Origin of the sequence: Acinetobacter sp. TSRC1-2, from assembly GCF_049895885.1 — a bacterium.
GTDB lineage: Bacteria > Pseudomonadota > Gammaproteobacteria > Pseudomonadales > Moraxellaceae > Acinetobacter.
The window spans coordinates 126,758-148,061 of record NZ_JAFCTF010000009.1; the positions used below are offsets into that span (position 1 = coordinate 126,758).

Here is a 21,304-nt window from a genome sequence, read left to right on the forward strand (position 1 = left end):
ATAGTCTTTTCACTTAGGTCTTGCTGAACGCGTCGTCCGAATATCGGTTTCTCCAACATGAAGCACATGCCGATTTCCTTTATAAGAAATAGGCTTAACCTGCTGGGTTTCTACTTTTTCTGCAGCTTTTGCAACTTTGTATATCTCACCCTGATGCTCAATCCAATGGCCTTTTTTGGCCCGAATCAGCCATTTAAAACCATTCGTGCTCATTTAGCCTCAGGTGCGCAATTGAGTCACCTTCACGATCAATCATATGAACTTTTGTTTTCTCAATCGGATACTGTTCGATCATTTTGATTTGTTCAGTAAGTGAATCTAAATGAGGCTTATGCTCACTGTATTGTTCATTGAATGTGGAATAACAGCCTGATGCATCTGTTAGCGTTTGAGCCAATGGCGCAATCGGGAGCCCTGATGCTGCATTGACAAGCAGGCTGGTTTGCAAGTCATAGCCTGAATCGTATTTATGGGTTCTTTGAAGACACTGAATTTTATTATTGTGCTTCACATACTGCAGTTGAGGCCAGTCATGAACGATCAATGCATACTGATGGGGTGACGCCTTGATCTGTTCACATGCAAGATGCTCAATCGGCTAGTTTAATTGCCTGAAAGAGATCTTGTCATAATTGAGGAGTTGCCAAACCGCCTGCGTGGTTGAAAAAACTCGACTTTTGGGCAGAAGCCATGTCTTTGATTGTGGGAGCAAGTGAAGCAAGAGGATTCATATGGAGCTTTACGAGAGAGTTGTATCTTCTGACGAGACGAGCATCAAGATGGGAGATGTTAAATTGGAGAGCATGCTCTCCAATTTAACTCAAAACTTAGGATTTGTGTAGATACCTATGCAGTAAGGGGCAGGTCTTAAGTTTATTTCTGATAGTTATGACAGCTTAATTTTTTTCTTCATCATGTTTTATATGTTGAAATTCTGTATTTGTATAATTAGGAACACTCGGTGGTTGAGTATGTGTTCTGAGATAGTCTAAATCGCGAATATTCTTTTGAACCGCAACGGCCCCAAATAAACTCAGTAAAAATGCCATGATATAAAAACCTTTTTCACTTAATGCAAGTGAGGCATTCCATAGACCGATAGCCAGTAATGCAATACAGATAATGATGGATGCCCAGCAAAGTCCAAAATAAATAGTAGTTACCTGAATGCCTTCGAGTTTATCGCGGACAATTTTTTGCAAAGAGACTGCGGCAAATAAGCCGTATAAGATCAGGATTAAATAATAGCCTTTTTCATTTAGTAACATGGGCGCGTTAAATAAGCCGATGATATATGCTGCTGCACCTGCGATTAGAGCCACCCAACTTGCAGCAATAAATGCAGAAGTAGGTTTGTTAATATATTGATTCATTCTATTCTCCATTTTTGTATTCAATTGTTTTTATAAAGCTATTATGCCTAAGCTAAACAATATCGCAAATATTGTTGGGTCGGTAATAAATAGATAAAATGATGAGTTGAATAGGGATTTGACATAAAAAAATAGCACCTATGACAGGTGCTATTTAAGATGGTTGAAAAGTGTCAGGAATTTTTGATATCCATTAGTAATTCAAAGTTCTGAATGCGTTTATCTGTATCGTAAATATCACAGGTGAAGATAAATTCATCAACATTGTATTTTTCTAACAGCTTTTCTAATCCGGCTTTGACAGTTTCCGGTGAACCAATTTGTGCTAGTGCATAAAAGTTATCGACTGACATTTTTTCTGCAGGTGACCAAATTCCTTCCATGCTTGCAACAGGGGCTTTGAGTTTTAAGCTTTGTCCACGCATTAAGCCCAGCACACGTTGATAGGCACTGGTCGCCAGATATTCAGCCTCTTCATCGGTTTGAGCGACTACAGTGGGAACACCCATAGAAACATAAGGCTGAGCTAAATATTCAGAAGGTTCAAAATTTTCTCTATACAGTTTGATCGCCTGATCGAGCATGCGTGGAGCAAAGTGTGAAGCAAAGGAATAGGGAAGTCCTAATTTAGCTGCCAGTTGTGCGCTGAACAAACTTGAACCTAAAAGCCAAACCGGAACATGCGTGTTTTGACCTGGTGTAGCCACAATACGTTGATGCGGCACAGGTTCTTTAAAATATTGCAGGATTTCCAGCACATCTTGTGGAAACTGATCTTCTGTTTCCTGGCGACCGCGACGTAATGCACGCATGGTGACCTGGTCTGTGCCCGGTGCTCGGCCAAGCCCTAGCTCAACACGGTCGGGATAAAGGGTTGCCAAAGTTCCAAATTGTTCTGCAACGACAAGTGGGGCATGATTGGGCAGCATGATGCCACCAGAACCAACTTTTAAGGTATGTGTATTGGCTAAGATATAACCCAGTAGAACCGCAGTTGCTGAACTGGCAATGCCGTCCATATTATGATGTTCTGCAAGCCATAGACGTTTGTAGCCTAGTTGTTCGGCTTTTTGTGCCAGTGCCAAAGCATGATGCAGTGAAAATTGAATGCTTTTATCATCACGGACGGGTGCAAGTTCAAGAATTGAAAATTGGGTGTCTTTTAATGAGCGCATTGGCTTTCTCAAATATGGAATCTAAGAAAAGCATACGATGACTGATAGAATTTGTATATCGTTTTTTTTCGATATATTGCTATTCTCAGTATGAATTAAGTAATTGCAGCACTTAAATAAAAAAAGCACCCGAAGGTGCTTTAAATTGAATCTGTAGAATTAACGACGTTTGTTCCAGCCTACATGACGGCCATTGTCGTGGCGGTCGTTATAACGGTAACTATTGTTACGACGGTCATAGCGATCATTATAGCGACGCTCATCACGATCGTATCGATCATCATAACGGCGGTCATCACGATCATATCGATCATCATAGCGGCGGTCTTCACTGACTTTTTTACCCAGTAATGCACCACCGGCAGAACCTAAGCCAGCGCCAATATAACCACCATTGGTGCCACCCATATTTTTACCTACGGTATAACCACCAGCGCCACCCAAAGCACCACCGATCACAGCACCAGTACGGTCACGTTTGTTTGCAGCCACCCCAGCACCTGCACCGCCACCAATTGCGGAACCAATCATTGCACCTGTGGTACCACCCATTTGTTTACCTACAGCGGCACCCACGACACCACCCAAGGCAGAGGTTAAGGCTGTATTTGTTGCATTGCCTGCATTGGCTGTGGTCATCGTTAAAGCAGATGAAGTCATTAAAGCAGCAAGAATGATTGAATTAAATTTCATGGCAAACTCCTTTTTGAAGCTTTTGTTATCTCTTAAGTTAAATGTAATAAAAGATGTAGAAATGAAAATGAATGAGTTGTTCATCATTTGTATTTTTTTTCTGCCAGATTTATTCATAATTAATTAATGATCATCATGCTTAAAAAGTAAAAAAGCACCCGAAGGTGCTTTGAAATTCAAATCTGAATATTAACGGCGATTGTAGCGACGGTTGTTATAGCTGTTGTAACGGCGGTCTGTACGATCATCATAGCGACGGTCTTCACTTACCTTTTTACCCAGTACTGAACCACCAGCCGCGCCTAGAGCAGAACCGATATAACCACCAGTTGAACCCCCCATGCTTTTACCGACAGTGTAACCACCCACACCACCTAAACCACCACCGATGGCAGCACCGGTACGGTCACGTTTATTTGCTGAAACAGCAGCGCCACCCGCACCACCAATTGCAGAACCAATCATTGCACCTGTATTGCCACCCATTTGTTTACCCACTGCAGTACCGACAACACTACCCAGCGCAGAGGTTAAAGCAACATTGGTAGTATTGCCTGCATAAGTTGCTGTAGTTGCAATAGCAGAAGTTGCAATGACTGTAGCAAATAAAATTGAATTAAATTTCATGGTGAACTCCAGTTGGAATCTTTTGTTATCTCTTGAGTTAAATGTAATAAAAAATGTGGAAAAGAAGATGGATGAGCTGTTAAGGGTTTGTAGTTTTTTTCTGCCAAATTTATCCATAATTAACAAGTTATAAACATGCAGCAAAAAAAAGCACCCGAAGGTGCTTTTTAAGTTCAGCCGAACGGTGATAAATTAACGATGGCTGCTACGGTATTTTTTAGAATGTTTTTTGTAAGAACGTTGGTCGGCACGACGATCTTCTGATACTTTTTTACCCAGAACTGAACCACCGGCTGCACCCAATGCAGAGCCCACATAACCGCCAGTCGTACCACCCATATTTTTACCTACAGCATAACCGCCTACGCCGCCTAGACCACCACCGATGGCAGCACCGGTACGATTACGTCGGTCAGCAGAAACAGCAGCACCACCCGCACCGCCAAGAGCAGAACCGATCATTGCGCCAGTATTACCACCCATTTGCTTCCCAAGAGCAGTACCCGCGACACTACCTAAAGCAGAAGTTGCAGCAATACGAGTTGAATTATCGGCATGAGCATTGACTGCCATCATTGATGATGCAGCTAATGTTGCGCTTAATAATAATGCATTCAGTTTCATAGTGAACTCCATGTCCAAAAAAGCGGACGTTCTAATTAAGTTATTTCGATGGAGCAAATGTAACAAAAATATTTTAGATAAATATGGAGACGAGCAATCAGAGTTGTGGCGTTTAGTGTCTGCTTTGTAAAGTTATATTAACAATATGGAGAAATCCCCCTGAAATATGTATTTATGACTGAAATGTGAATAAAACAAAACGTAACTTCCATCCGTTTTAAAAATAATCCTTATGGATAAGCAGGTTCGTCTCAACAATATCTATGTCATTTAGACCTTAGAATCGTTACACTAGGCACAATTTTTTTGAGCTGATCTATGTCATATCAAGCATAGAGATAGCCTTTGTATTGAGATATTTTGCAAAATGAAAGAATCGTTACGTTTACGATTAGATCAACTTTCTGACCGTCATGAAGAATTAAACGCATTGCTTGCGGATATAGAAGTCATTTCTGACAACAAACGCTTTCGTCAACTTTCGCGTGAACATAATGACTTAACGGAAATCACCGAAGTTTGGAAAAAGTATACCCAAGCTGAAAAAGACATTGAAACTGCTGAAGCCATGTTGTCCGATCCTGATTTTAAGGAAATGGCACAGGAAGAAATTCAGGAAAACAAGGCGCTGATTTCATCCCTCGAAGCAGACTTAAATATCTTGATGATTCCGAAAGATCCGAATGATGCTAACTCGGCTTATTTGGAAATTCGTGCCGGAACCGGTGGTGATGAAGCTGCGATTTTCTCGGGTGACTTATATCGCATGTATAGCAAGTATGCCGAAGCTCAAGGCTGGAAATTAGAAATCCTGTCTGAAAATGAAGGTGAGCATGGCGGCTATAAAGAAGTCATTTGCCTGATTAATGGGGAAGGCGTGTATGGTCGCCTGAAATTTGAAAGCGGTGCGCACCGTGTACAGCGTGTGCCTGCAACCGAATCTCAGGGCCGCGTACATACCTCTGCATGTACAGTAGCGATTCTTCCTGAAGTAGATGTTGATACTTCAGTTGAAATCAATTCATCTGAACTGCGTATTGATACTTACCGTGCATCGGGTGCCGGTGGTCAGCACATTAACAAAACTGACTCTGCTGTGCGTATTACCCATATTCCAACAGGTACGGTGGTTGAGTGTCAGGACGAGCGTTCACAGCATAAAAACAAAGCTAAAGCCATGGCTTTACTGGTTTCTCGTTTAGAAAATGCCAAACGTGCTGCTGCCGATGCGGCTACCTCGGAAATGCGCCGTGATTTGGTGGGTTCTGGTGACCGTTCAGAGCGTATCCGTACCTATAACTATCCGCAAGGCCGTATGACCGATCACCGTATTAACTTAACCTTATATAAGTTAGATGCCGTGATGGAAGGTGATTTAACGGAGTTGCTCGACAGCTTACATCGTGAATATCAGGCAGATCAGTTGGCGATGCTTGCACAGCAGAATGGTGGATGATGAATATTTTACAAGCCTTGGCTTTACGTGGTGAAGCAGAAAGCTACGAACGTCAAGAAAATGCGTGGTTGCTCGAACATATTACCAAGATTGACTCTTTTGATTTGATCATGAAGAAAGATCAAGAGCTGACTGCTGAGCAAGAACAAGCGTATATTGATGGTTTGAACCGTATTGAAGATGGCGAACCTTTGGCTTATGTCACCGGTTCACAACCCTTTTGGACTTTAGATTTAAAAGTCACCAAAGACACTTTGGTGCCGCGTCCCGATACAGAAGTGCTGGTTGAAACGGTTTTACATTTGGATTTGCCAGAAGATGCACGTATCGTAGATATGGGTACAGGCACAGGTGCAATTGCTTTATCACTTGCCAGTGAACGTCCTGAATGGGCAGTTACTGCAACGGATATCTATGCACCAACTTTGGAAGTTGCGAAATTTAATGCGGATAAGCATGACTTATCTCAGGTGAAATTCGCATTAGGCAGCTGGTTTAAAGCGCTCGAAAAAAACCAGTTCTTTGATGTGATTGTATCGAACCCGCCCTATATTGATCCTCAGGATAAACACATTAAAGGTTTGGCGGCAGAGCCTAGACGTGCTTTGGTTGCGGGCAATAATGGACTGGCTGATATTGAATTTATTATTCAAAACGGTAAAAAGTGGTTAACCGCCAACGGCTGGATTGCACTTGAGCATGGTTATGACCAAGCAGGTGTGGTGTATCAACTATTTAAAAAATATGGTTATAAAGATATTCAAACCATTAAAGATTACGGCGGCAACAACCGCGTAACGATTGGCTGTTCCAAATAACTGAGAAAGTAGTAATAGATTTAAAATAAAGTGCTCAAAAGCGCTTTATTTTTTAACTACATCCCGCCAGCGTAATAGCCAATTTTCAGCAAATTTCATTAAACTATCGGTTATTTTTCCTGAGATGGCCAACAAGATAATCGCAATAATGACAATGTCAGGTCGAGAAGTTTCCCGTCCATCACTGAGCAAATAGCCGATCCCTTGGGTTGCGGCAATCAGCTCAGCTGCAATCATGAACATCCAGGCCAGACTTAAGCTGTTGCGCAATCCAGTTAAAATGCCGGGTGAAGCGGCAGGTAAAATAATTTCTTTAATCTGCTGCAAGTATTTCAGGCGATACACTTGCGCCACTTCAATCAGTTTACGGTCTACACCCTGAATTGCGGCAACGGTATTGGTATAGGTCGGGAAAAAAGCACCTATTGCAATCAAGGTGATTTTAGAGCTCTCATCAATGCCTAACCATAAAAGTAAAAGTGGAATCCAGGCCAGACTGGGAATCGACTTGAGTGCTGAAAAAGAAGGTTCCAGAAATTCTTCGGCTTGCTTGTTTAAGCCGACCAGAATGGCAAAGATGAGTGCAAGACTACTACCGATAAAGAAACCTAAAAATACCCGCCAAGTACTGGTCCAGATGTGCAGCCACAAATCGCCTGTAGACAATTCTAGGAAAGAGTCCCACAAACTGCTTGGTGCGGGAAGCAAGTAGGACGCTATAAAACCATTTTTAACTAAAATTTCACAAAGGATGAGTAAAAAAACAGGGATGACCAGTCCTTTAAGCTTGCTTATTAATCTAAGCAAGCGAGGTAATGTGGCGCTATCTACTTCAGGTTTAATAGGGGCCTTATTGGTTATTACAGGCGAACTCATTATTATTTCACCACCTTCTGCGCATATTTTGCATCAAACAGCTGATCAATGACCTGATTTACGTTGGTACCCGGGCGAACCAAATCTTCTTCAGTCAAAATGCTGCCCGATTTTTTCAAGGCATTGATATGTTTGGCAGTCGGTATATTTTGCTCAAAATTAGTTCGGCTGAGTTGAAGTTTCGCCACTGCAATAGGGAGCTTGGATTCACGCGCCAGTAATTCTGCCAGTTTATCTGGATTGGCTTTAGCCCATTTACGTGCCTGTTCATAAGCTTTAATCACAGCTTCAATGGCTTCGGGACTTTGTTTGGCAAATTGCTCTTTGGTACTCAATACGCTGTAACTGTTAAAACCGACATTTCGATAGAGAAGTTTTGCACCTGATTGTACTTGTGCAGAAGCCATCAGCGGATCTAAACCTACCCAGGCATCAACTTGTCCACGTTCAAGTGCTGTTTTGCCATCTGGATGTTGTAAGTGTACCAGTTGAACATCCTTTTTATTCAAACCGGCAGTTTCAAGTGCCTGTAATGTGAATAAGAACGGATCTGTCCCTTTGGTTGCCGCAACTTTTTTACCTTTTAAATCTTTTAGGCTTTTAATCGGAGAATTTTTTGCAACGACTAACGCCGTCCATTCAGGCTGACTTTGAATATACACGGTTTTAATCGGGCTACCATTAGCACGGCTGAGTGCGGCAGCTAAACCTGCTGTTGAGGAAAAATCTACACTATCACTGTTTAAATACTCGAGTGAACGGTTGCTGCCTTGGCTAAATACCCATTTAATTTGAGTTTGAGGCAACGCTTTTTCCAAAAGTTTTTGTTCCTTAACCACTAAACTGGTAGGTGCATAATAAGCATAATCCAGCTTAAGCGTATCCGGGATAGCGGCTAGGCTATAATGACTTGCCAAGCTGAGTGTAATTACACTGAATATTTTCGTTTTAAAGCCAAAATTTTGCATATAAACCCCATTTATTAAATATTAGAATGATGTATGGGGCGCATAGTGCCAGTGAATAACGCGCCAAGACAAAAGAGTAATTTTTATAAAATTATCTTATTTGCAGATATATTGAGTTTTATATTGTAAGTTATTGAACTTTATGGAATTTAATTTTATTTTTCGATATTTCTGACTATATATTAAAAACATACATTTGCATGAATAAAAGTAATATCTAAATATTTTAGAATCAAAAATATAAGATGAAATTTCATTGTAATCATTATGTAATTACAATGTGGGTGAGCGAATAAAAAAGCCGACATTTACCTAGTGTTGATCAGTTAAGCGATTGGACCATAAACTCCTTAGCTTTTGAGTTATTCATAGCGGAGTCCTATCTGTTTAAATTAAATATTTGGAGTTCGTTTTGTTCCTGATGAAGCTTTGCTTCTCATTAGTTAAATGATAATCCTCAAAATATATTTGGAGTTCGCAAGAAAAGCATCTTGCAAAGACTTTAACTAATTTATTTAAAGTCTTTGCATCACAAAACTCGTCTACTGCGTAAATGAAGAAAAATTGCAAAAACTGTATTTGTAAAAATTTAGTTTTGCCTTGCGCTGTAAACAAAGCATGGCTTTGTTCTTGCTCAAGTTGCGAATGACGTTTCCGCGTATCAAATAACCTGATGAATTTAAAATAAAAAATGCTAGTCAATTTCTTAACTGACTGGCATTAAGATATCTACCGTCATTTTTTATTAAACATTTAAATAAAAACTATTTAAATGAAGGCTGTTGTACATCTGCATCTTGTTTTTCAAATAAGGTATTGCACATCAGTGCTGAAACCAGTGCACAGACAAAAACAACCAGAATCAGTCCTAAAATACCCCAAGCGGCTAATGCACCAGTGATCGCAGAAACAGTCGCAGCTGTACCGAACTGCATTGAACCAAGTAGTGCATGAAGCCGTTCCAATATGTTCATGCTGATGCATTAAAGCCAGTTGGCTGCCTGTAGGCATAATAAAGCCAAGTAAGGTCACAGCAATAAACAGTCCAGCGCATACGATATACAAATTGTGATAGCCCATGCAAAGCAAGCTAAACAGTAAACCAATGACAATGAAGTAAGCCGTATTAACTAAACGATATGTTTTTAAAGCGTCAAATTTTTGATGTAATTTAGGATTAAAAATGGCTGCGGCAACCAGACCTAAAGCATTGATGGCAAATAACACACTAAATTGCGTTGCAGTGAGTTTGTATTCAGTAATGAAAACACTTGCAGAACCGGCTAAGTAGGCAAAGAAACCGGCTTGTGCAATACACAGGGTCAGTGCATAAACGATAAATTTTCGATCAAAATAAATTTTAAAATAATGGTGGAAAGTTTTAGAAAGTTTGAAGGAAGCACTGTGTTCTTTAGAGCGTGTTTCTGGCAATAATGTTGCACATGCAATGAAAACAATCGCTGCATAAGCTGCTAAAAAGATGAAAATAGCACGCCATGATTCTAAATGAAGATTGTCCAGTTAATGCCTTAAAACAGCATCTCAATATGATTGCTGAATATGTGCTGTCTGAACGACATTTGAAATTATGCCGTTTAGCAATTGCGGAAAACTATGGTTTGGAGGGAATGGCTGAAACATTTTATCAAATGGGCATTGCAAATAGCCGGCAAAGTTTGATTGAGTCGATTCAGCGTATTCCAGATTCACAGCATAAAGTGCAACTAGGGGCGGGTTTACTGGCAGATATGCTATTTGGGGCAATCATTGGAAAGTTATTGGTTGATTCCTTAATGGGCGCTCAAAATACCGTGATTGATCTGCTACCGATTCAGCAAAAAATAAAGTTGGTAGTCAATGCCATGTTTCAAGCGAATAAATAAAAGAAAGATCGTGTTGATGTACATTTAGATGAAGCAACTTTACCCAAAGAAAAAGCGACTCACTGGAGTCGCTCTTTTTTGATTTGTTTCAGATTTATACCGGGAAATCTTGTAAACAATCTGATATTCCTAATTGAGTTAGTACATCAGTTTCAAGTGCCAAGCAAAGCGCCACAATTTTTGCAGTATCTGCAAGATATGGCTCATCTTTTAAATCGGCACCCGTTTGTAAAGCTTGAATACGTTCAGCACTGATATCGAGTGCCTGAGCTGATTCAATGGCATCTGCACGATTGAAAAAGCTGATGACAGCTTTTTGAAGTGCTGAATCAGGAGCATTTAAAATAGCTTGATTCAATAGCTCATCAAATTGGGGGGTGTGAGTGTTGAGAGAATGAGTAAAATTTTGCACTAAATTTTGCTCTAGTACATCAATCATTTTAAGCATGTCAGAACCTTTAATTTAAGGTGATTTCACGGGGAGGAGAACAGCAGGTCAAGCATAAAAATATGCTTTTAAATTGAGTGAAAAATAACCTGTTTTGGAATAAAATGCAACCATCTTCGGATGAATGAATTATGGAGGTTTTAAGCTCATGAAAACCTTGAAAATTATTAAATCATGATTGTAGTTTAGGAAAATATAAGTCACTTACTGTTCTTGATGGTGACGATAAGCACCCGGACTTACACCTGTCCACTTTTTGAAAGCACGATGAAATGCACTGGGATCATGAAAGCTTAATTCATCACTAATGTCTTGTAGGGTTTTGTCTGTTTTGGTGAGGAATTCAATTGCAGTATCACGCCGTATATCATTTTTGAGTTGTTGATAACTGATACCTTCACTTTTTAAGCGCCTTTGCATGGTGGCATCTGACATATTTAACCGCTGGGCAATTTCATTCAGTTCTAACCATTGAGAAGGTGGAACATTCATTAAGTGTTTACGGATTTGAGAGCTAATAGAATTCGGATTTTTAAAACGCACCAATAAATTCTGTGGCGTTTGCTGAATGAAGCGATACCAGGCTTGTTTGTCTTGTTTGATCTGAATATTTAAATAATTGGCATCAAACTGAATGTAGTTTTCATTGCTATTATATTGAATATTTTCACAAAACCGGACTTTATAGTCTTGATCATCCAGCGGAGCATCGCATTTGAGCTGAATCTGCTTGAGTAAAATTCTTTGCCCGCTTAACCAGCACATCAAACCATGGATCAGCATTAAATAGGTGGCATAGCTGAACATTCTTTTGGTGTGCTTTTTCTCATAAATCACGATATAAGCATAGTTTTCCTGCACAAATAATTGGCTCGCAAAATCATCCAGGACCAGATTTAAAAATTGCAAAATCTGCTGTAATGCTTTCTCTAAGGTTTCTGCGTGTATGACAGACTTTGATAAAAGCTTAAAACTGCCGCGACGCATGGGGTGACTGTCCATACCAAAAAATTCGTCATTCATGACATCGGCAAGTTCAGTCCAAAGTTGGGCATATTGGGAAATGGAAACACGGGCTTTACTCGACTGCATTAACTCAACAGGAATACCGGATTTGAGTAGGATATTCTGTGTATTCAATCCTTGATGATGTGCAGACAGCAGTGCTTCATGCACCAGACTGATCGAGATCGTGCCTTTACTGTAATTTAAGTCTTGTTCCTTCATGTACAGATATCCATATTTCGTATTTTTGCTGCGATGACTTGGATTGTCCAAATCCATCATAGAGGATGCAATGTTTGGAAATTGTACTCTAGCTTAACTGCATTTACTCTGTATCTTAAGTCGAGTGTTTATTCAAAGAATTAACAGGAATAGAAAATGAAAATTCAAGGAAAAGTATTTGTAGTGACGGGCGGTGCATCAGGTTTAGGTGCAGCCACAGCCACTTATTTGGTCGGTCAAGGCGCTCAGGTCATTATGGTTGATATGAACCAAGAGCTTGGTCAAGAAATGCAGCAGCGTTTAGGCGAAAACTCAGTATTTGTAAAACTGGATGTGACCGATGAACATGCGGTAAAAACATTCTTTGAAAATATTGAACAGCAATATGGTCAGCTGAATGGTTTGGTGAATTGTGCGGGTATTGCGCCTTCAGCCAAAGTGCTTGGACGTGATGGCATGCATAATTTGGCCATGTTCCAGAAAGTGTTGAATATTAATGTGAGCGGCACATTTAACATGATTCGCTTTGCTGCAAATTTGATAGCGAAATATCAATTACAAGCAGGTGAGGAAGAACGTGGGGTGATTGTAAACACCGCCTCAGTTGCAGCATTCGACGGTCAAATTGGTCAGTCCGCTTATGCCGCTTCAAAAGGTGCTGTGGTTGCTATGACCTTGCCTTTGGCACGTGAGCTGGCTCGTGAAGCCATTCGTGTGATGACCATTGCGCCAGGGATTATGGAAACGCCAATGCTTAAAGCCATGCCTCAAAATGTGCAGGATGCTTTGGGGCAAATGGTACCGTTTCCACCACGTTTGGCACGACCAGAAGAGTTTGCACATTTGGTGGGTCATATTTTTGAAAATACTTATTTGAATGGTGAGGTGATTCGTTTGGATGGCGCGATTCGTATGCAGCCTAAGTAGGTTTTGGATTTTTATAGAAAATGATGATCTGCATAGCTGCGAATTTTTAGTCGGATTTAAATAGCTTTGCATAAGCGTTCATTTTCTTTTGAAGGATCAAAAGAAACAAAAATCCTTTTCGAAACTGAAGATACGTCCTTGTATCTCAGTTTCGCAGGCGACATCCATGTCGCCGTCACATACATCCAAATAATCTAAATAGCAAAAAGCTTGAAATGAATAAAATAGATATAGAAAGGGAAGTCCAATGATTTTAAATGATGAACAAAAAATGGTTCAGGACATGTTGCGTAATTATTCGCAAAACAAGCTGAAACCCACTGCCGCAGAACGGGATAAAACTGCCAGATTTCCTGCTGAAGAATTAAAAGAACTGGGTGAACTTGGCGCTTTAGGTATGACCGTATCCGAACAATGGGGTGGTGCAGGCCTGGATTATGTCTCGCTTGTACTTGCTTTAGAGGAAATTGCCGCAGGTGATGGCGCAATTTCAACTATCGTTAGCGTGCAAAATTCGCTTCCTTGCGGCATTACCCAGCGCTACGGTACAGAAGAACAGAAACAGAAATATCTCACTAAACTTGCCACAGGTGAATGGCTTGGATGTTTCTGTTTAACTGAACCACAAGCGGGTTCAGATGCAGGCGCACTAGAATGCAAGGCAGAACGCGATGGTGGTTTTTGGGTATTGAATGGCACCAAACAATTTATTACCACAGGCAAACATGCACAAGTGGCGATTGTTTTTGCTGTGACAGATAAATCGGCAGGGAAAAAAGGGATTTCCTGCTTCTTGGTGCCTACAAATACAGAAGGCTATATCGTTTCACGTCTCGAAGAGAAGATGGGACAACATTGTTCAGATACCGCAACTATCATTTTTGAAAGTTGCCGGATTCCGGCCGAGAATTTGTTAGGCAACGAAGGCGAAGGCTACAAAATTGCATTATCAAACCTGGAATCGGGTCGAATTGGTATTGCTGCACAATCAGTAGGGATGGCTCGAGCTGCACTGGATGCCGCGGTGGAATATGCCAATGAGCGCAAAGCATTTGGGGTCGAGATTGTTCAGCATCAGGCAGTTGCATTTCGTCTGGCGGATATGGCGACGAAAATTGAAGCTGCACGACAATTAATTTTCCATGCAGCAACCTTAAAAGATGCGGGTTTGCCTTGTTTGAAAGAAGCCTCTATGGCCAAGCTGTTTGCATCAACCATGGCAGAACGTGTGTGCTCTGATGCCATTCAAATTCATGGTGGTTATGGTTATGTGTCTGATTTTCCGGTAGAGCGCATTTACCGCGATGTACGGGTCAGCCAGATTTATGAAGGGGCATCAGATATTCAGCGTCTGGTCATTGCACGTGAAGTCACTAAAATTTAAATATCGATCTAATTATGGTTGAATTTCAGACTTTAGTCGGTGCTCAAATCTTGCATATTTTCTGATGGATAAGGAAATTGCAGGAGGTGATAAATCATGTTTATCTAGGTTGATAGTGAAGCTAAAAGATTAAAAATGCTGAATCAGTTTTGGCATTTTTAGAATGAGAACAATAAGCAAAATGGATCGGCAAAGCAGGAGCTTTGTTCAATAAAATAACGGATGAGAGGTTGTCGCCATGAAGACACTACAACAAGCATATCAAGAGTTTAATTTTGACGATTTTCTTGCACAGCAACTGATAGGTACAGCTGAGTCAGTCAATGCCTATGTAGAATGCTGCGAGCGTTATCTCGGTTCAAATAAAACCGCCTTAATTTGGGAAGGTAAAAATGGCGAATCTGCAGAGTGGACTTTTGAGCAACTTGCAGAAGCTTCTGGAGGATTGGCAAACTATTTTACGTCAATTGGATTGAAAGCAGGTGACTGTGTTGCAGGTTTATTGTCACGTACGCCTGAATTGCTGATTACCATTTTAGCGACATGGCGCATGGGTGCGATTTATCAGCCCCTGTTTACAGCCTTCGAGTCGAAAGCCATTGAACATCGTATTAATACCGCTAAAACAAGATTGATTGTGACCAATGAAGATCAGCGCCCAAAACTGCATGGTATCGCTGTTTCTCATATTTTGACAGTGCATCAAACCAATACATTAAGTCATCAGGATGATGATTTTTGGACAGAACTAACCAAACAATCTCTGTCTTTTACACCAGTGATGCAAACTTTTGAAGATGATTTCTTGATGATGTTTACCTCTGGAACCACAGGTCTGGCAAAATCAGTTCCTGTCCCTTTAAAGGCAGTATTGGCATTTAAAGGTTATATGACGTATGCCGTGGATTTACGTGAACAAGATTCTTTCTGGAATCTGGCCGATCCAGGTTGGGCTTATGGTTTGTATTACGGTATTACCGGGCCTCTGAGTTTGGGTCATAGCATTATTATGGATGAGCGCGCATTTAGCGTAGATAACGCCGTGCAGATCATTCAAAAATATAAAGTCAGTAATTTGACCGGATCGCCAACTGCATTTCGGATGTTCTTTGGGTTTAAGGAAAAATTTGATCCATCCATTAAACAGCATTTGCGTGTGGTGAGTAGTGCAGGTGAGCCTTTAACACCTGAAGTTATTCACTGGTTTAACCATGATTTAAACGTAAATATTTATGATCAATATGGACAGACTGAACTGGGAATGGTAATTGCCAATCATCATGCTTTAGAACATGAAAAGAAAGTCGGTTCAGCGGGTTATGCCATTCCGGGGCATCGCTTTGCAGTATTGAATAAAGATCATCAAGAAATGGAAAAAGGCGGTATTGGAATACTTGCGATTGATAATTCACAATCACCATTGGCTTGGTTTAAAGGTTATGACGGACATAACCGTAAATCCTTTGTCGGTCATTATTATTTAACTGGCGATACGGTTAAATTAAATGAGTTTGGTGGAGTGGATTTTATTGGTCGTTCTGACGATGTCATTACAACGTCAGGCTATCGTGTAGGTCCATTCGATGTGGAAAGCACTTTGCTGGAATGTGCAGAGGTCTTGGAATCTGCAGTCATTGGCAAACCAGACCCGGAACGCACAGAAGTAGTCAAAGCTTTTGTGGTCCTTAAACCGCAATTTTCAGCTTCAAATGAGTTAAGCCATAAACTTCAGGAATATGTACGTTCCCGTTTGTCTAAACATGCGTATCCAAAAGAGATTGAATTTGTAGAAGCTTTACCTAAAACTTCAAGTGGTAAAATTCAAAGAAATTTATTGAAGCAGCAGGAAATTGCCAAAATGCAGGGGATTTAAAAAGTCAGCTAACTATTTTTAGTTTTTAAAGTTTCATGCTCTCGCACCCGAAAGGGTGCTTTTTTATTTCGAAAACATATGCAGTAATACTTGAAATAATAAAAAACATATAGAGAATGGTAATCTTTATTTTTTATTTAAAATTAGTATCTTAAGTTTTATTAGGGATGAGGATGAGTAAAATATTGTATTTAAGCCTATTCGTTGTATGTGTGAGTACATCTGTAGAAGCAGGAAAAGGTCGTTAACCTTGTTCGGGGAAAAAAAAGTGGTATTAGTCACTGTCAGGGAGCAAAATTTGTTTGTCATGATGGTTCAATTAGTGGCTCTAAGAGAATTTGTAGATAAGGCTGTTTTATGGGATTAAATTTTCGTAAAAGTTTTAAAATTGCTCCGGGTGTTCGTTTGAATGTGGGGAAGAAAGGGATAAGTAGTGTTTCTGTAGGTGGAAAAGGTACACGAGTAAGTGTAGGGAAAAAAGGTACAAGAACTACAGTTGGCATACCGGGTACAGGACTTTCCTATAGCTCACATCAACCATTTAAAAAAACCACTAACCTGCGAGAAAAAAGAGAACAGCCTTAAACATTATTTAATAATATGTTACCTCCATTAAATTATGCGTATCAGAATGGCAGTCGCGAAGTATCAACTCTACTTGGGCTAGGGATTTTTTTTCTTCCTTATATATTTTCTTGGTTTACCTTAAGGCAAGGTCATACTACTTTGTCTAGAGTGATTAGTTTTGGATGGATGATTTTATTAATTTTAATGATGAAGTAGTAAAGCTTCTTATCCTATAATCCTTGCTTGTTTTTATGACTCATAAAGTTTAGACAGGATAATGAAGTGACCAACCTACTCGATATGGACCTAGAGTTAAATGATGAAGAAATGCATCTCTATAGCCGTCAAATTTTGCTTGATGGCTGGGACATCGAAGCACAGGAAAAACTGAAACTTGCCAATGTCTTAATTGTCGGTTGCGGTGGAATCGGTTGTACAACAGCAGAACTTCTAGCGCGTGCAGGTGTGGGGCAAATTACCTTAATTGATGCCGACACGATTGAGATGAGTAATTTGCAACGTCAAATAGCCTATGTAGAAGAAAATATTGGATTCTATAAATCCGAAATACTGGCTAAACGCTTAAAACAGATTAATCCGCATATCCGTGTTGAGTCACAAACTGTAAAACTGGATGAAAATAATGCAGCACAACTCATTTCAACTCAAGATTTAGTCTTGGATGGTTGTGACAATTTCACCACACGTTACCTCGTCAACCAAACCTGTAAACAATTCAATGTACCCTTAATCAGTGCCTCAGCGATTGGTTTTCAGGGACAACTGTTTATGGTTGAAGGGGAATCGGCGTGTTATGAATGTCTATTTCCCAAAGAACAGCATACCAATGAAAACCTGCGCTGTGCAGATTCAGGGGTATTAGCGACCACGCCGAATGTGATGGCGAGTTTGCAAGCGCATCATGCCTTACTTTATTTGGGTTTGGGCAAAACTCCACTGAAGCAAAAACTGATGCTTTGGGATGGTTTAAACATGAAACAACGTTTGCTTACTTTCGAAAAAGATACAGATTGTCCAATCTGTCAGGCAAGATAAGCCTGCAAGCGCATATTTTTTTGCTACACTCACTACAATTTAATTCTACTTAGACATTATGAAAAACAATATCTGGTTGGATGGACTGCGTTCAGTTGCCCGTGTTGGGGAAACAGCTGTCATTGCAGCAAAAGCCGGCATTAAATACGCCACAGAAAAACCAAGTAACGCAAAACTGATGCGTGAAACTTTTGAATCGCTCGGTTCAACTTACATTAAACTTGGGCAGTTTATTGCCAGTACACCTTCATTGTTCCCACGTGAATATGTCGAGGAATTTCAGGGCTGTTTAGATCAGACTCCATCTTTGCCATTTAGTTATGTGCAAGGGGTTTTGGCCTCTGAATTTGCAGGCAGAAATTTAGATGAAATCTTTGTCTCTATTGACGAAAAGCCTTTAGCTTCAGCCTCTATTGCACAAGTTCACGCAGCTAGACTGGTGACCGGTGAAGATGTCGTCATTAAAGTGCAAAAGCCGGGCGTAGAAACCATTCTATATACCGACTTGAATGTATTGCACTGGGCAACCAAAGTTTTAGAAAAAGCCGTACCGAAAGTAAAGTTTGCATCACTTGCCGATATTGTTGATGAAATTAAGACCCGTATGGTGCGTGAAGTCGACTTTATTGAAGAAGCACAAAATCTGGATGACTTCGTTAATTATCTAAATGTGACGCAAAACTCAAAAGCGACTGCACCGAAAGTTTATCATCAATATTCAACCCGCCGTGTGCTGACTATGCAGCGCTTGTATGGTGTACCATTGACCGATTTTGACGTGGTTAAAAAAGTCTCTAAAGATCCATCACAAGTTTTAATTACCGCCATGAATACCTGGTTTGGTAGTTTGATGATGTGTAATAGCTTCCATGCAGATTTACATGCAGGCAATCTGATGTTGCTTGAAGATGGTCGTGTTGGTTTTATCGATTTTGGTATTGTCGGTCAGCTTAATCCTGAGGTATGGACAGCCTGTATTGCCTTTATGGATGCACTGCAAAAAACCGATTACAACTTGATGGCAGAAAACATGCTGAAAATGGGCATGACTGACAAGAAAATTGATACTCAAGTTCTGGCAGCGGATTTGGAACGTCTGTTCAGTGGTGTATTACTTGCCGATCCGCAAGAATTACTCACTTCAAACCCTGCAGATTTAAATGACATCATGATGGATATGGTGGGAGTCGGTGAGCGTCACGGTATTCGCTTCCCACGCGATTTTGCCTTGCTGTTTAAACAAATGCTGTATTTCGATCGCTTTATGCGCATCCTTGCTCCATATACCGATATTTATGCAGACCAAAGACTACAAATGGTGCAAACTCTTGATCCAAACGTGTTGTTAAAACATTAAATTTGAATAGGAATAAACCTCCTTAAATTCGTCTTTTTTAAAGGGAGGACTTTAAAATCTCTTCCCTTTTTTAAACCGATGAGAAACATTGTTTCGCAAGGAGAGATTTAAAAATCAAAGTCAGTTAAAGGTAAAAACATGGATGCAATTATCATTGAAGGTTTAAAGGTCGAAACAGTGGTGGGATGTTTCAATTGGGAACGTCAAATCATTCAGCCTTTAATGCTGGATATGACCATCCAGACCAGTTTGGAACAAGCCTCTAATTCTGATGCACTGGAACATACGTTGAATTATGCGGAAATTTGCGAAATTTCTGCCACTGTCATTCAAAAAGCACAGCCGAAATTGATTGAACATGCAGCAAAGCTGGTTCTAAATGTGCTTTTTACTACCTTTCCTGCAGTTGAATCGATTATGATTACGATCCGTAAGCCTGCCATTATCGCGCAAGCAAATTCTGTAGGAATTCGTCTTGAACGCCACCGAAACGATATTCGCCTTAGCTCTGGCGAGTAATTGTCATCCTGAACACCATTTTAAGCAGGCATTTGCCCAGCTTGCTGAAATTGGACAGGTCCAATTTTCTGAAATTTATTTAATTCCATGTCGCGATGGTGTGGGTGCAGATTATTGGAATGCGGCGTGTTTGCTTAAAAGTAAAATGAGTGTTGAAGAAATGACCTCCATTCTCAAAAAAATGGAAGATGAATCAGGTCGTGTACGTCCAGCGCATCAAATTTCTTTGGATGTAGATCTGATTGCATGGGGAGAGGACTTATCTCATATGCAATTTAATCCAAAGAAATTACCCCTAGCAACGGATGTCAAAATTCCAATGCTGGATGTCTGGCAGAGTGCTGAGTTTGAAAATGAAACACATAAGTTTCCAATTGTGAATTGGGTAGATTAACTCTCACTAAGTTCATCATAAGATGATTTTAGTTTTAAAATAGCCTAAGTAAATTATGATTTTAATCTAGAAGTATTATTCGAGTTGGCTCTAACAACAGAAAATATGGAAATATGTGAGTGTTGGTAGAGTTTGACTGATTAAAATTGTAAAAAATAATCAAGTCTTAGGCAGGAAACGTTATATATCATTTAAAAAAACCGATTTTTGCAAATTACGCTCTTTAATCATAGTTAAACAAATGATTTTAAATGAATAATAAAAGGATTTCATATAAGGTGTATTATGTTAATTTTAGCTCTGTTAAAAAATCCTTATATACGGAATTATTATGGATAAAGAAATCTCAAATCTACTTTATGATATTCCTACACATGCAGATACAGATCTAGTTGAAGAATTAGACTTAGAAGATATTTCTGAAGATCGTATAAAAAAGTTAAAAGATCTACTTAACTCATCTGATGAAGATATTGTATTTAAAGCAGCAAAACTTTTGACCCACTGGGGGCAAGCCTCTGGTTTTGATGCGTTAGTAAATTTATCAGATGATAATAAATTAGATGGTTGTATAGATCATCGTTTACATGGTTATGATGATACTCTTCAGCATGTACTTAGTGCTTTTGTGAGCTATTGGGCAACCCAATCTGATTTAGGATTTGGTGAGCAGGCACGAATTAAAATATTCCCTCCTATAAAAAAAATTATCGAAAAATCTAATACCCAACCATTTGATATTGCAGGTGTATTTTGGGTAATTGAAAAGTATAAATATAGTGAATATATTCCTTTGATAAGAAATCATTTAATCCAAATAATAGATCATCCTAAATTACAATTTTGGAAAATCCATGATGCTCTTGAACTTATGCTCAAATTAGATCCTGAGTTTGTTCATAATTTATTAGATGAAAAAGGCAAAACATTAGAAGACTTTAAAATTAATAATTTATAAAAGCTCTCCATTTAACATAATGGTGCTTATACGAAATGCGCTTTATAAAACCTTTGTTTTTCATATATTTAAATTTTTTTGACCCATTTAGAAAACAGCAA

At 39.7% G+C, this 21,304-nt stretch carries 24 protein-coding genes; 12 read left to right on the forward strand and 12 right to left on the reverse strand.

The window, feature by feature from the left end; genetic code table 11:
• Positions 1-9 precede the first annotated feature (9 nt).
• From ACP69Y_RS10995 to ACP69Y_RS11025, 7 genes are all read right to left on the reverse strand, one after another.
• Complete coding sequence (locus ACP69Y_RS10995) at positions 10-213, reverse strand: hypothetical protein (RefSeq protein WP_425918429.1); 204 nt, start codon at positions 211-213, stop codon at positions 10-12.
• Complete coding sequence (locus ACP69Y_RS11000) at positions 194-511, reverse strand: hypothetical protein (protein WP_425918430.1); 318 nt, start codon at positions 509-511, stop codon at positions 194-196. The genes ACP69Y_RS10995 and ACP69Y_RS11000 overlap by 20 nt, the downstream gene beginning before the upstream one ends.
• Positions 512-896: 385 nt before the next feature.
• Positions 897-1,373, reverse strand: a complete 477-nt coding sequence (gene yiaA / locus ACP69Y_RS11005) for an inner membrane protein YiaA (RefSeq protein ID WP_425918431.1) — start codon at positions 1,371-1,373, stop codon at positions 897-899.
• Positions 1,374-1,546: 173 nt separating this feature from the next.
• Positions 1,547-2,548 carry an LLM class flavin-dependent oxidoreductase gene (locus ACP69Y_RS11010; RefSeq protein ID WP_425918432.1) on the reverse strand — a complete coding sequence of 334 codons (1,002 nt, stop codon included), beginning with the start codon at positions 2,546-2,548 and terminating at the stop codon, positions 1,547-1,549.
• A 159-nt stretch (positions 2,549-2,707) separates the two neighbouring features.
• A complete protein-coding gene (locus ACP69Y_RS11015) occupies positions 2,708-3,241 on the reverse strand; it encodes a hypothetical protein (RefSeq protein WP_425918433.1) in 534 nt (177 codons plus the stop codon).
• Between the two features lie 189 nt (positions 3,242-3,430).
• On the reverse strand, positions 3,431-3,868 hold the full coding sequence (locus tag ACP69Y_RS11020; protein ID WP_131216143.1) for a hypothetical protein: 438 nt from the start codon (positions 3,866-3,868) through the stop codon (positions 3,431-3,433).
• Positions 3,869-4,060: 192 nt separating this feature from the next.
• The gene (locus ACP69Y_RS11025) at positions 4,061-4,492 is read right to left on the reverse strand and encodes a hypothetical protein (protein WP_425918434.1); all 432 of its coding nucleotides are present in this window, start codon (positions 4,490-4,492) and stop codon (positions 4,061-4,063) included.
• A gap of 367 nt (positions 4,493-4,859) precedes the next feature.
• Between ACP69Y_RS11025 and prfA the strand changes: the two genes are divergently transcribed.
• Both prfA and prmC read left to right on the forward strand, forming a co-directional pair.
• The gene (gene prfA, locus ACP69Y_RS11030; RefSeq protein WP_131216141.1) at positions 4,860-5,948 is read left to right on the forward strand and encodes a peptide chain release factor 1; all 1,089 of its coding nucleotides are present in this window, start codon (positions 4,860-4,862) and stop codon (positions 5,946-5,948) included.
• The gene (gene prmC / locus ACP69Y_RS11035; protein WP_425918455.1) at positions 5,948-6,766 is read left to right on the forward strand and encodes a peptide chain release factor N(5)-glutamine methyltransferase; all 819 of its coding nucleotides are present in this window, start codon (positions 5,948-5,950) and stop codon (positions 6,764-6,766) included. The genes prfA and prmC overlap by 1 nt, the downstream gene beginning before the upstream one ends.
• A 45-nt stretch (positions 6,767-6,811) precedes the next feature.
• On the opposite strand, the gene ACP69Y_RS11040 is transcribed toward prmC, so the two are convergent.
• The 3 genes from ACP69Y_RS11040 to ACP69Y_RS11050 all read right to left on the reverse strand — a co-directional run bounded on the left by ACP69Y_RS11040 (position 6,812) and on the right by ACP69Y_RS11050 (position 10,131).
• Positions 6,812-7,642: an ABC transporter permease gene (locus tag ACP69Y_RS11040; RefSeq protein ID WP_425918435.1), complete on the reverse strand. Its 831-nt coding sequence runs from the start codon at positions 7,640-7,642 to the stop codon at positions 6,812-6,814.
• Positions 7,643-7,644: 2 nt separating this feature from the next.
• A complete protein-coding gene (locus tag ACP69Y_RS11045) occupies positions 7,645-8,610 on the reverse strand; it encodes an aliphatic sulfonate ABC transporter substrate-binding protein (protein ID WP_425918436.1) in 966 nt (321 codons plus the stop codon).
• An 804-nt stretch (positions 8,611-9,414) separates the two neighbouring features.
• A complete protein-coding gene (locus tag ACP69Y_RS11050; protein ID WP_425918456.1) occupies positions 9,415-10,131 on the reverse strand; it encodes an MFS transporter in 717 nt (238 codons plus the stop codon).
• Here ACP69Y_RS11050 and ACP69Y_RS11055 point away from each other — a divergent pair.
• Entirely contained in the window at positions 10,107-10,493 is a 387-nt protein-coding gene (locus tag ACP69Y_RS11055) for a TetR/AcrR family transcriptional regulator C-terminal domain-containing protein (protein WP_425918437.1), read from the forward strand. The genes ACP69Y_RS11050 and ACP69Y_RS11055 overlap by 25 nt on opposite strands.
• A gap of 94 nt (positions 10,494-10,587) precedes the next feature.
• Here ACP69Y_RS11055 and ACP69Y_RS11060 read toward each other — a convergent pair whose 3' ends face one another.
• Positions 10,588-10,941, reverse strand: a complete 354-nt coding sequence (locus ACP69Y_RS11060) for a hypothetical protein (RefSeq protein ID WP_425918438.1) — start codon at positions 10,939-10,941, stop codon at positions 10,588-10,590.
• Between the two features lie 204 nt (positions 10,942-11,145).
• Positions 11,146-12,168: an AraC family transcriptional regulator gene (locus ACP69Y_RS11065; RefSeq protein WP_425918439.1), complete on the reverse strand. Its 1,023-nt coding sequence runs from the start codon at positions 12,166-12,168 to the stop codon at positions 11,146-11,148.
• A 156-nt stretch (positions 12,169-12,324) separates the two neighbouring features.
• Here ACP69Y_RS11065 and ACP69Y_RS11070 point away from each other — a divergent pair, with 156 nt between their 5' ends.
• The 9 genes from ACP69Y_RS11070 to ACP69Y_RS11110 all read left to right on the forward strand — a co-directional run bounded on the left by ACP69Y_RS11070 (position 12,325) and on the right by ACP69Y_RS11110 (position 21,203).
• Positions 12,325-13,095, forward strand: coding sequence for a 3-hydroxyacyl-CoA dehydrogenase (locus tag ACP69Y_RS11070; protein WP_425918440.1), 771 nt, complete (start codon positions 12,325-12,327; stop codon positions 13,093-13,095).
• Positions 13,096-13,342: 247 nt separating this feature from the next.
• A complete protein-coding gene (locus ACP69Y_RS11075) occupies positions 13,343-14,479 on the forward strand; it encodes an acyl-CoA dehydrogenase family protein (RefSeq protein ID WP_425918441.1) in 1,137 nt (378 codons plus the stop codon).
• Between the two features lie 238 nt (positions 14,480-14,717).
• Positions 14,718-16,352, forward strand: coding sequence for an AMP-binding protein (locus tag ACP69Y_RS11080; protein ID WP_425918442.1), 1,635 nt, complete (start codon positions 14,718-14,720; stop codon positions 16,350-16,352).
• 357 nt (positions 16,353-16,709) lie between these two features.
• Positions 16,710-16,937: a DUF4236 domain-containing protein gene (locus ACP69Y_RS11085; RefSeq protein ID WP_425918443.1), complete on the forward strand. Its 228-nt coding sequence runs from the start codon at positions 16,710-16,712 to the stop codon at positions 16,935-16,937.
• A 264-nt stretch (positions 16,938-17,201) separates the two neighbouring features.
• Positions 17,202-17,975: a HesA/MoeB/ThiF family protein gene (locus tag ACP69Y_RS11090; protein ID WP_425918444.1), complete on the forward strand. Its 774-nt coding sequence runs from the start codon at positions 17,202-17,204 to the stop codon at positions 17,973-17,975.
• Positions 17,976-18,033: 58 nt separating this feature from the next.
• Entirely contained in the window at positions 18,034-19,332 is a 1,299-nt protein-coding gene (locus tag ACP69Y_RS11095) for an ABC1 kinase family protein (RefSeq protein WP_425918445.1), read from the forward strand.
• A gap of 138 nt (positions 19,333-19,470) precedes the next feature.
• Positions 19,471-19,851, forward strand: a complete 381-nt coding sequence (folB, locus tag ACP69Y_RS11100) for a dihydroneopterin aldolase (protein ID WP_425918446.1) — start codon at positions 19,471-19,473, stop codon at positions 19,849-19,851.
• On the forward strand, positions 19,808-20,245 hold the full coding sequence (locus ACP69Y_RS11105; RefSeq protein ID WP_425918447.1) for a 2-amino-4-hydroxy-6-hydroxymethyldihydropteridine diphosphokinase: 438 nt from the start codon (positions 19,808-19,810) through the stop codon (positions 20,243-20,245). Before folB ends, ACP69Y_RS11105 begins: the two co-directional genes overlap by 44 nt.
• 331 nt (positions 20,246-20,576) lie before the next feature.
• A complete protein-coding gene (locus ACP69Y_RS11110) occupies positions 20,577-21,203 on the forward strand; it encodes a hypothetical protein (RefSeq protein ID WP_425918448.1) in 627 nt (208 codons plus the stop codon).
• The last annotated feature ends 101 nt before the right edge of the window (positions 21,204-21,304 follow it).

Excerpts from the sequence above, each read along its gene's own strand:
- ACP69Y_RS11065 (WP_425918439.1), bottom strand. The coding sequence starts at position 12,168 with ATGAAGGAACAAGACTTAAATTACAGTAAAGGCACGATCTCGATCAGT.
- ACP69Y_RS11015 (WP_425918433.1), bottom strand. The coding sequence starts at position 3,241 with ATGAAATTTAATTCAATCATTCTTGCTGCTTTAATGACTTCATCTGCT.
- ACP69Y_RS11040 (WP_425918435.1), bottom strand. The coding sequence starts at position 7,642 with ATGAGTTCGCCTGTAATAACCAATAAGGCCCCTATTAAACCTGAAGTA.
- ACP69Y_RS11020 (WP_131216143.1), bottom strand. The coding sequence starts at position 3,868 with ATGAAATTTAATTCAATTTTATTTGCTACAGTCATTGCAACTTCTGCT.
- ACP69Y_RS11080 (WP_425918442.1), top strand. The coding sequence starts at position 14,718 with ATGAAGACACTACAACAAGCATATCAAGAGTTTAATTTTGACGATTTT.
- yiaA (WP_425918431.1), bottom strand. The coding sequence starts at position 1,373 with ATGAATCAATATATTAACAAACCTACTTCTGCATTTATTGCTGCAAGT.
- ACP69Y_RS11095 (WP_425918445.1), top strand. The coding sequence starts at position 18,034 with ATGAAAAACAATATCTGGTTGGATGGACTGCGTTCAGTTGCCCGTGTT.
- ACP69Y_RS11075 (WP_425918441.1), top strand. The coding sequence starts at position 13,343 with ATGATTTTAAATGATGAACAAAAAATGGTTCAGGACATGTTGCGTAAT.
- ACP69Y_RS11055 (WP_425918437.1), top strand. The coding sequence starts at position 10,107 with ATGATTCTAAATGAAGATTGTCCAGTTAATGCCTTAAAACAGCATCTC.
- ACP69Y_RS11045 (WP_425918436.1), bottom strand. The coding sequence starts at position 8,610 with ATGCAAAATTTTGGCTTTAAAACGAAAATATTCAGTGTAATTACACTC.
- ACP69Y_RS11060 (WP_425918438.1), bottom strand. The coding sequence starts at position 10,941 with ATGCTTAAAATGATTGATGTACTAGAGCAAAATTTAGTGCAAAATTTT.
- prmC (WP_425918455.1), top strand. The coding sequence starts at position 5,948 with ATGAATATTTTACAAGCCTTGGCTTTACGTGGTGAAGCAGAAAGCTAC.
- prfA (WP_131216141.1), top strand. The coding sequence starts at position 4,860 with ATGAAAGAATCGTTACGTTTACGATTAGATCAACTTTCTGACCGTCAT.
- ACP69Y_RS11110 (WP_425918448.1), top strand. The coding sequence starts at position 20,577 with ATGGATAAAGAAATCTCAAATCTACTTTATGATATTCCTACACATGCA.
- ACP69Y_RS11070 (WP_425918440.1), top strand. The coding sequence starts at position 12,325 with ATGAAAATTCAAGGAAAAGTATTTGTAGTGACGGGCGGTGCATCAGGT.
- ACP69Y_RS10995 (WP_425918429.1), bottom strand. The coding sequence starts at position 213 with ATGAGCACGAATGGTTTTAAATGGCTGATTCGGGCCAAAAAAGGCCAT.
- folB (WP_425918446.1), top strand. The coding sequence starts at position 19,471 with ATGGATGCAATTATCATTGAAGGTTTAAAGGTCGAAACAGTGGTGGGA.
- ACP69Y_RS11085 (WP_425918443.1), top strand. The coding sequence starts at position 16,710 with ATGGGATTAAATTTTCGTAAAAGTTTTAAAATTGCTCCGGGTGTTCGT.
- ACP69Y_RS11010 (WP_425918432.1), bottom strand. The coding sequence starts at position 2,548 with ATGCGCTCATTAAAAGACACCCAATTTTCAATTCTTGAACTTGCACCC.
- ACP69Y_RS11025 (WP_425918434.1), bottom strand. The coding sequence starts at position 4,492 with ATGAAACTGAATGCATTATTATTAAGCGCAACATTAGCTGCATCATCA.